This window comes from Sphingobium lactosutens DS20, from assembly GCF_000445105.1.
GTDB lineage: Bacteria > Pseudomonadota > Alphaproteobacteria > Sphingomonadales > Sphingomonadaceae > Sphingobium > Sphingobium lactosutens.
This window is the reverse complement of the sequence record NZ_ATDP01000014.1, coordinates 1-1157: the sequence shown is the minus strand read 5'-3', so window position 1 is coordinate 1157 and position 1157 is coordinate 1. Positions and strand designations below refer to the sequence as shown.

Sequence of the window (1157 nt, the reverse complement as noted above, 5' to 3'; positions counted from 1 at the left end):
CCTGGATCACCCCGTCGCCGACACTGTCCAGGCTGAGCACTTCGGCTAGCACGGCCCGCCGCCGCTCGCCGACCTGTTCCAGCCGAAAGCTCCGGCTTGTAAGGCGCGCGGTCAGCTCTCCGGGCGGTCCGTCATAGGCGAGCCGCCCTTCGTTGAGCAGCAGCACGCTGTCGCAGCGTTCGGCTTCGTCGAGATAGGCGGTCGACCAGACTACGGCCATCCCTTCGTCGGTCAGCGCCTGCACCATGCGCCACAGATCCTGACGGCTGACCGGATCGACACCGACACCCGGTTCATCGAGCAGCAGGACAGCAGGCCGGGCCATCAATGCGCAGGCGAGACCCAGCTTCTGCTTCATGCCGCCGGAGAGCTTGCCCGCCAGGCGTCCGGTAAAGGGGGCAAGACGTGTGAAGTCGAGCAGTTGGGCGAACAGGTCGGCGTGTCCATCGGCGGCCATACCGCGCAACTGCGCATAGAGCCGCATATTCTCCATGACCGACAGGTCTTCGTAGAGGCCAAAGCGTTGCGGCATGTAGCCGGTCGCGACATGGATGGCGTCATTGTCGTCCACCACATCGAAGCCCGCTACCCTGGCGTGGCCGCTGTTCGGCACCAGCAGTCCTGTCAGGATACGCATCAAGGTGGTCTTGCCCGCGCCGTCCGGCCCGACCAGCCCGGTCAGTCGGCCATAGCTTATCTGCGCGCTGAGATCCTGTAACGCAGGCGCACTGCCGAAATGCTTGCTCAACCTGTCGATGACGACCGCGACATCGCCATTTTGCTCCTGTGGCGCGGTGGCGGGCGGCACGTCAGCGGCCTTTGGCGCGCGCGCCGGAGGTTTGTCCGACTACGACCTCGATCGTTACCGGCATGCCCTGACGCAGCGCGGCATCGGCATTGGTGACCACGATCCGCAGACGATAGACCAGATCCGTGCGCAGATCGGTCGTTTCTACCGTTTTGGGCGTGAACTCGGCGCGAGGCGAAATGAACCCGATCTGGCCTTGATAGAGTTTGTCGGAGGAATCGCTGCGAACGCGCACCCGCATTCCGGGCGCGATACGCCCCAGATCCGGTTCGCCGACATAAGCCCGCACATAAACCGGAGCATCAAGGCTGAGGCTATAGACCGGGCTTTGGCTGACAGCCATGCTGCC

General features: G+C 64.1%; 2 protein-coding genes. Both read right to left on the bottom strand.

Annotated features, from left to right (window positions below; translation table 11 throughout):
• A partial coding sequence (locus tag RLDS_RS29315; protein ID WP_021224252.1) for an ABC transporter ATP-binding protein occupies nucleotides 1-808 on the bottom strand: 808 nt, incomplete at its 3' end.
• A gap of 1 nt (nucleotide 809) precedes the next feature.
• Nucleotides 810-1157, bottom strand: a 348-nt coding sequence (locus tag RLDS_RS29310) for an HlyD family efflux transporter periplasmic adaptor subunit (protein WP_021224251.1), incomplete at its 5' end; no start/stop codon positions are given.